3 protein-coding genes are annotated in these 8,790 nt (G+C 62.3%); all 3 read left to right on the plus strand.

Annotated features, from left to right (window positions below; genetic code table 11):
• Positions 1-203: 203 nt before the first annotated feature.
• Positions 204-5,624, plus strand: coding sequence for a sacsin N-terminal ATP-binding-like domain-containing protein (locus C0V72_RS15425; protein WP_143704631.1), 5,421 nt, complete (start codon positions 204-206; stop codon positions 5,622-5,624).
• A gap of 229 nt (positions 5,625-5,853) precedes the next feature.
• Positions 5,854-7,842 carry a ParB/RepB/Spo0J family partition protein gene (locus C0V72_RS15430; RefSeq protein ID WP_101795027.1) on the plus strand — a complete coding sequence of 663 codons (1,989 nt, stop codon included), beginning with the start codon at positions 5,854-5,856 and terminating at the stop codon, positions 7,840-7,842.
• Between the two features lie 167 nt (positions 7,843-8,009).
• The coding region (locus tag C0V72_RS15435; RefSeq protein WP_101795028.1) for an ArdC family protein at positions 8,010-8,790 on the plus strand (781 nt) is incomplete at its 3' end.

Below are 8,790 nucleotides of genomic sequence, written 5' to 3' on the forward strand. Positions count from 1 at the left end.
GAGTTCCACCGCGTGGACCACCATCGCCCATATCCGCCGCCTCACCCGCCTCATCGCAAGCCATTGCCAGATCACATGAACTTCTGAGTCAGGCTCTTACAGCTCCCGTCGCATCGGAGGAGCAAAACGAGGCTTTAGCGCCCGCTGATCAGATTGATCGTATCGCCAGGGGGAAGTTGCGCGCGTTTGCCGGGACGATCGACGTGACCACCGGCATCTATCTCGACGACGTTTATGCCCAGAACAAGAGCGTCGCCGAACACACAGCCGCGGATTATCATGGCCGGTTCCTGATCGAGCTCGTCCAGAACGCCAACGACGTCCATGTGCGCGGCGCGCATGATGGTCAGATCGAAGTGCTCTTGGTCGAGGACGAGGGGGATTTCGGAACCCTCTATGTCGCAAATCTCGGAAAGCCATTCACCCACGGCAATGTCGTGGCGCTTTCTCGCATCGGAATGTCGACCAAGCCGCCTGGTGAGTCGATCGGCAACAAAGGGCTCGGCTTCCGCAGTGTAAGCCACGTCTGTGACGCGCCCGAAGTATATTCCCAGGCGTCGAACGCGATCGGCGCAGCCAGGTTCGAGGGATATTGCTTCACTTTCGCCCGGTCTGAAGATCTGCCGTCGCGGATTGACAACCCGACCGTCCTAGCACTGGCGCAGTCCGATCTGCCGATGTTCTTTCTGCCGATTGCCCTCGGGACGCAGCCTGAGACCATCGTCGAGTATGCAGCACGCGGCTTCTCGTCCGTCATTCGGCTTCCGCTTCGAGATTTAGACTCGCTTAAGACGGCGAGGGACGAGGTGGCGGCGCTAGATGACGATGGCGCTCCCTTGCTTCTCTTTCTCGATCGTCTCGAGAAGCTCGACGCCAAAGTACGGACCCGCGCTGGCGAGACCTCCTTGGCGTTCACTCTTGAGCGGCATGAAGAGCCGATCACGTCCGCGCCGGTTGCCGCCTCGATCGTCTCGCTAAGCGGTGCGCACTGGTTGCTTGTCCGCGATCATGCGCCCGAGGCTCTCATGCAGCGGGCCGTCGACGATGGCGTCAAGGCCAAACAGCTCCATAGCAGTTGGAAGGACTGGTCAGGGGTCGGTGAAGTCGGCCTGGCGGTGCCCCTCGATCATGAAATTTCGTCGCCCCGCCTCTATACGTTCTTGCCAATGGGGGAGGGCGCCACAGCACCCTTTCAAGGCCACCTTCACGGCAGCTTCTTCCCGTCTTCGAACCGAAAAGCCCTCGATGCTAGTGTCGCGCTAAATCGCCTGCTCCTCACCCAAGCGGTTGCACTTGCCGCCGCAAGCGTGCGTTGGTTAGCGGACCGCGATACTGGCCGTAGTCATGCGGCTCTCACGGCGATCTCTCGGGCGAAGGCGTCTGTCGATCTTCTCGTATGGACCAACCCGTCGAGCCTCACCGCCGCGAAGAGCCCCGGCGAGCGACTAGATTTGACGGCCCTCTCGGCTGCGGAGGTCGCGCGCCTCGGCGAGAAAGAGTTCGCCTCTGTACCGGTTATCCCATGCGCTGTAACGCTAGGTAGCTTGCTCTCGATCGGTTGGCGCTGCCCCATGGAGGTGCGCGCAACCTTCGAGGTTTCCGCCACCTTTAATCTTTTGGCGGTCGCGAAGCACGGTGCGACTATTTCCCCGCCGATCGCGCCGCTTCTTCCTGAACTAACGTCCGAGCGCATCGGCCGGCTGACAGCTTTTCTTCGTCAGTACGCTCCCGCCCTGTTTCGCGACCGTCTGGCACCCATCGAGTGCGCGCGGATTGCGGCGAAGATCGCCGGCACTCTGCGTGCTGGAAAGCGCCCGGCGACAAGCCAGTGGACCGCTTTCTATCGAGATCTGCCTTCCTTCATGAAAGAGGGGCCTGAGATGCTCGTCGGCTTCCCAGTCATTCTCTGCGATGATGGGACGGTTCGTGCTGGCCGCAGCGACGTCCCTACCGATGGCGAACTTCCGCGTGCCCGGCGGCGCCGGCGCAAGGGTGAGCGGATCGAACCCTCCCTCTTCTTCCCACCCTCGACGCGGCCGTCGGGTGAGAACGAGGATATCCCGCTTGAGCCGCTCAGTGTACCGGCGCCGTTAGCCGCCCACTTCGCTTTTGCCGCGAACACGCTCCCCTGGCACGGTGAGCTGCGCGCGGCTCGTGACTTCCTACAGCGCGGTCAAGTCTCTGCCTATGATGGTGAAACGGTCCTCACCCGTATCTCCCAAGTGGTCAACGCGAGCGCCTCGGTCGAGGAGGCTCTGGCGGGTCTCCGCTGGGCATTTGCAATCTGGCGTCGCGCTCAGGCCACTAGGTCGATTAAGGTCGATTCCTCGTATCGTTTGCTCGTTCCTACAGCGGATGGGATGATCCAAGCGACTGAGGCCGTCTTCTCGGAGACCTGGCCTGATGAACTTCTAGGCCGTCGGCTGAATGCGCTCTTTAGCGTAGCGCCGCCCGACGTTGCCGACTTCTCCGACTATCGAAAGCGCCTTCTCGCGCCGACTAGCCATCGCGCCTTCAAGGGCCAGGCGACGCTGTGGGCGGAGTTTCTGCGCGGATTGGGTGTAGGGACTGGCTTGCGCGCGCTTCCCTTGCCCACCATGCCCACGACAAGATCCTACGAGGTAACGAGCTTCGGCTTCGCCAAGAAGCTCGGTCTTAGTGATGCCGCCATTGCCGACTGGAAGCGGGACGTCAGCACCTTTAACAAGGAGAGCCTCCGTCACGCATATTCCACCAACTACAAATTTGCGAACGCGCTGTGGCACCTGCCCGGCCAAAGCGACCACGAACGCTTCTCCGACGATTGCCGGGAAATCTACGCCGGTCTGGTGATCGAGTGGCTGGCGGGCGCCGGAAAGGAATTGCTCCGCGTTGACCTTCGTCACGAGCACTTTTCGAGCGACCAATACCCGTGGTCGACGCCCGCGGGTGCCTTTATTCGTAGCGGCGCTTGGCTGCCCGCGGACGATCCATCATCCGACGGGCCGGTTCGCCGCTTCTATAGCCCGTCGGATGTCTGGGTCTCGAGCAACGAGCGCTTTCCTTTCTATCTTCGGCAGGTGGCGGTCACGATCGGCAGGATCATCGATCGCCGGCAGCCCGACGCGCTCAAGAAACTGCGAATCTATGGAAGACTACGCCTTCTGAACGATCCCGCGATCGCCCTCGATCAAGCACGTTTCCTTGCTTCCCAATATGCCGCCGGAACGGTTCGCCCACACTATGAGCAGCAGCTCGCCAATCTCTACAACGCGACCTGGAAGGTTATCGCAGACAAGCACGCAGCGGATCCGCAAGCGACCGGCAAGGCGCCTAACGACATGCCGATTCTTGTCCGTCGGCGCGCCGATCTCGCGGTCACGATCCCGGTCAAGGAGACCGCGCCTCTTTACGTCCGCGACAGCGACGATGATCTTGCGCCGAGCCTTGTCGCGTCGATCGATGGCCTCCTTCTCGACATCAAGGGCGCTGATCGCGCGCGGGTGGGCGCGGCAGCTGAAGCCTTGTTCGGCAAGAAGGTGAGCCGCCTATCCACGATGCGCTACGACGTAAAAATCGACGACGTTGCGCTCGACGACATTGAAACCGGCGAAACGGCGCTCGACAAATGCCCCTGGCTCCGCGTGATGCTCGCGGTTGCTATGGAGGGGTTGCGCGGAACTGACGCCGGTCAACTTCCTGCAGATCGTGGCACCGTTCTCGAACGGCTTAGTGATATCGCCCTCGTGGCGGCGGAAGATGTCGCCTTCGAAATCAACGACCAGCGGATAATGGCCCCTGGTGATCGCCCCGCCTATGTCTTCCGACGCTCGAACCGGCCGACTCTTGTAGTTACCCGGGTCGGTGATCCTCTTACCTGGAATGGCCTCCAACTCTGTCTCCCGGCGATCTGCGACGCGATCGACCTCCCTCCAGTCGCCAATGGCATGCGTCTACTCGCCCACGAGCTCGCCGCTGCCCGAGAGGACATAAGCGAACTCGGTCTCGATGAGGATGTGATTTCTCGACTCGGCCGCACCCTCCAGCTCGAAGACGGCTTCGTGGCTTCGGTCCAGCATCTTATCGGCGAGCGCGTCGACCTTCGGATGCCGTGGATCCGCGCCGCCATACACTACGGATTGGGGGCAGAAGCTCTGAAGGACTGTGATCGGCTTGAGGCCGAGCATGGAGCAGACCCCGCTCGTCTGCTCGCTGAACTGATGCCGCTTATCACGGCCGCGGCGACGGACGCCGACGGGCTGCTCAAAGCATGTCGGCGAGCTCAATCGACTGCACAGTTCGGTGAGCTTCTCGACCTGAATTTTGCGCGCTTCAACGAGAGCTTGGCGGCTACAGGAAGCGAGCCGCTGGCCTACCCCGCAGTCCACGCTTCGCAGCTCCTCAATCATATCGTGGAACATGAGACGTCCCTCCTGGAGGCTCTCCGGAACGCGGTCGCGTCAAAGCTCGATAAATTCACGCCTGCTCCCGATTATGCCCAGCGTCGTGACGCGCTGCGATCGATGAAGACGGATCAAGCATGGCTGCCGCTCTATCATTTCGTGCCAGAGGCCGTGCTAGAGGAGCATGTCGCACGGTGGCTGGAAGACGCGGGGGCACCCGCGATCGGCTCCAACCCACACGGCCTGCCCGATCTAGCCGACGTCAGGTTGGCCAACCTAGCGGCGATAAGCCGCTTCGCTGCCGCGGCGACGCCCATTGTGCGGGCTTGGTGGAAGGGCCCGGTTTCGAGCATTCCCGACTATTGGCGCGAGGCCAAGGCGGCCGAACAGCATATCCGTGCCAAGCTCGATGCAGCTGGTGCGGTCGACTTCAAGCCAATGGATGAGACAGCGCTCATGTCCTGGTGCGTCAAGCTCGCCTTCTGGCCTGACGGTATGGAGCCAACGCTCGATCGCGACATGCTAGGTATCGGAGCCGATGCAATCGACGCTGCGGCGAAGGAAGCGCAACGCGAGGCGGAGGAACGGGCAGCCATGGCGCGCTCTGTTCGCGTCAATGATCGCGATGTCGATCCCGAGAATGCTGACTGGAGCGAAATCTCGGCCGAGATCGCCGCCCGTCTTTCCAAGCAGGTCAAATCGGCGAGGCTGACCACGCCCACCGAACTAGGAGTGCTCGGGAAACAGACCAACAAGCCGCCAACGAGCCGTAATTCGCGCGATGTTCCGCCTGGGCCGGATCGGACCCCGCAAGCCAAGAAGGACATGATCGGGCGGCTGGGAGAGCTCGTTGTGTATCACTGGCTCAAGGATCGCTTCCGGAACCAGGACATCGACAAGGCATGGGTTTCAAGATTCGGTGCCTTGCAGAAGGGCAAAGCTTGGTCCGACGACCTCGGTTACGATTTCGAGTTGAAGCATGATCGGCGAACCTGGCTCATCGAGGTCAAATCCAGCCAGGGTGATCGCTGCCAGTTCGAGATGGGAGAGTCAGAGGTTCGTGCCGCGCGTGAGGCTGCCCGGCCCCGGTCTGGTCAGCGTTATGTAGTGATCTACGTCGCCAACCCGGCGACTTCGAGCACAACGCGGATCGACGTCTTACCCAACCCCATGAGCGAGGAGGCGGATGGTATCCTCCGCCTCCTCGGTGAAGGCGTGCGCTTCGGGTTCAAACCGAGATAGGACCAAGGCCGGAAGCCTGAGGATAGTCAAACGCTCGCTTTTGCGAAGGCACGACCTTAGCAATCGATTCCGTGGACCGCAGCGTCGCCCCAACCATCGCCATTCATTATAACCCGTTGCTATCGAGAAATTTTCTGCGAATGGCTAAGAGGAGAGTGCGCTTTGCCCTGATTGAGCCAATTGGGCGTCGATGGTCGACGTGCCGGGCTCACAATCAGGAGTGTGTCCCATGATCAAATCGATCCCGCTGAACAAGCTCATTCAGTCGCCTCGCAATGTCCGCCGCCACGGTGATCAGGCAGCAGATGCTGAGCTCAAGGCCAGCATCGCAGCCCGCGGGTTGCTGCAGAACCTCATCGTCAGACCCGCTGCCAAGGGCAAGTTCGAGGTCGAAGCCGGTGAGCGTCGCCGCCGCGCGATGCTCGCGCTCGTCGACGAAAAGCTGCTCGCCCGCGATTATGAAGTCACGTGCCTCGTGCTCGAGGACAGCGCTGAAGCGGCCGTCGAGACCAGCCTCGCGGAGAACTTCCACCGCCTCGCCATGAACCCCGCTGACGAAGCCCAAGCTTTTGCCGCGCTCGTGGCGGGCGGTGCGACTGTCGAAGAGGTTGCCCGCCGCTTCGGTCTGACTGTCCGCTTTGTCGAGGGACGTCTGCGTCTTGCGACGCTTGCGCCCGTCGTGTTCGAGGCTCTTGCGTCAGGGGAGATCACCCTCGATATTGCCAAAGCCTTCGGTGCAACTTCGGACCAGGAAATCCAGACCCGCGTCTTCGAGCAGGTGTCCTCGGGCTACTATGCGCCCAACCCCGACAGCGTCCGGCGCATGGTTCTGTCCGGGACCGTCAGGGGCAGCGATCCACGTGCCCGCCTCATTGGCCGCGATGCCTACATTGCCGCCGGCGGGCGGATCGAACGTGAACTGTTCGACAACGACGACAGCGAGTCCTGGGTCGATGTCGCGCTGCTCGAAAGCCTCGCGGCGGCAAAGATGGAAGAGGAGGCCAAAGCTCTCGCCGCCGAGCAGGGTCTTGCCTGGGTCAAGCCGACGCTCGATCCCTATGCCAGCCACGATCTGGTCGATGGGCTTGTCCGGCTTCCCGCCGAACCGGCGCCTTTGTCCGAAGCCGAGGTGGCTAGGCTCGACGAACTCGATGCGTCCTATGACGAGCATGCTGCGACCCTCGAAGACGAGGATAGCGCAGAGGAAGCCGTGGCGGCAGCCGAAGCGGCCATCGAGGCCATCGAACGCGAATGCCAGGAAATCCGCGCCCGACCGCCAGTCATTGCGCCCGAACTCAAGGCCGAAGCAGGCATGGTGCTGGTGCTCTCGCGCGATGGCACGCCGGTTCTCCAGCCGGTGTTCTACGGCGAGCGTCAGGCTGATCCCGCCGAAGCCGACAGCGGGATCGCAGTCGTTTCGGGCGAGGAAGGTTCGGAAAGGCGCCGGACCACCTTGTCCAAGCGCCTGGTCGACGAGCTCGCCATGCAGCGCCGCGATGTTCTGGCATTGCACGTTGCATCCGACCCCGGGCTCGCGCTCGACATCATGGTGTTCACGCTGGCCGACGCCGATACCCTCGACTGGCGGGCACGCCCTTCGACCACGTTGCGCGCGCCTGTCCCGGCAGGCCCGATCATCGGCTTTGAGGCCAAGGATGCACCTGCAAGCAGCGCGCTTGCCGAGCTCAGGTCTGGTTTTGACGAAAGCTGGCGCGCTGGTGACGATGCCATGTCCCGCTTCGACCTGTTTCGGGCGCTGCCCGATGACAGCCGCGCGGCTTGGCTGGGTTACGTCGTGGCCCGGTCGCTCGAGGCGAGCCTCAACATGTCCGGTGAGCGCCAGCTGCCGTTCCAGGATCATCTCGGCAGCCTGACCGGTATCGACATGGCGCAGTGGTGGCGCCCGACCGCAGCCAACTACTTTGACCGGGTGTCGACGCAGGTGATCCTCGATGCACTGACCGATGTCGGCGGCCTAGAGCTCTCCTCGCGCTTTGCCTCGGTCAAGAAGGGTGACCTCGCGATGAGCGCCGAACGCGTCTTTGCTGGAACCTACATCACTGAGGTCGAGATTCGCGAAAAGGCCCTAGCCTGGGTGCCCGAGGTCATGCGCTTCGCTTGCCCTGCGCCGGATGCTGGCGAAGCTGAGATCGACCCCGCTGGAGCGGAGCAGGGCGGTGACGACGAAGATGAGTCCCCCCGCGAGCTGGCCGCCTGACCTCCTCCTGACAGGCACAGCCACTCGCACCTCGTGAAGCGGTCCTTCGGCTTATGCCGGAGGGCCGCTTCCTTTTTGGAAAGAGAGCGGAGGGGGCGCGGGAACCTGTGGCACTGACCGGCGAGCCCGTCGCCGATTGTCCAGATGCCGCAATCAGGAGAACAATCATGGCCTATCGCAAGGGGCAGGGCGGAGGCTTGTCGCCCGCCACCCGCATCACCCAGGAAATCATCGCGCGTCTGGAAGCAGGCACGAAACCATGGATCAAGCCGTGGCGCGGTGTCCCGGTCTCCAGGCCCTTGCGGGCCTGCGGGATTCCGTACCGCGGCATGAATGTCTTTTGGCTGTGGATGGTCGCCGACATGTGCGGCTACGCCTCGCCGTTCTGGATGACTTACAATCAGGCAAAATCGCTCGGCGCCCAGGTCCGCAAGGGCGAGAAGTCGACCATTGCGATCTTTTACAAGAGCTACACCAAGGAGGTGGAAGCGCCCGATACCGGCGAAAAGACTGACGAGGCCCGCCGGGTGCTGAAAGCCTATCCAGTCTTCAATGCCGATCAGGTGGAAGGTCTGCCCGAGCGCTTCCATCCGGCCGCAACGCTGGAACTGGTCGAGCCTGAAGGGCGGGAAGCCGAGCTCGACGCCTTCTTCAACGCCATCCCCGTCAATCTGCGTCATCAGGGATGCGAGGCCTACTATGAACCGACTGCGGATCGCGTAACGATGCCGCCGGTCAGCCTGTTCAACGGTTTCGATCACTACTACGCCACGCTTGCCCACGAGCTATCGCACTGGACAGGCCATGCCAGCCGATTGGGACGCGATCTCAAGAACCGCTTCGGCACGGCGGCCTATGCCGCCGAGGAACTGGTCGCCGAACTCTCCAGCGCCATGCTGGGTGCTGAGCTGGGGCTGCCGGTCACACATCTCGACAATCACGCCAGCT

Source organism: Porphyrobacter sp. TH134 (assembly GCF_002855495.1).
Taxonomy (GTDB): domain Bacteria; phylum Pseudomonadota; class Alphaproteobacteria; order Sphingomonadales; family Sphingomonadaceae; genus Erythrobacter.

Coding starts and splice junctions, on each gene's coding strand:
- C0V72_RS15430 (WP_101795027.1), top strand. CDS start 5,854: ATGATCAAATCGATCCCGCTGAACAAGCTCATTCAGTCGCCTCGCAAT.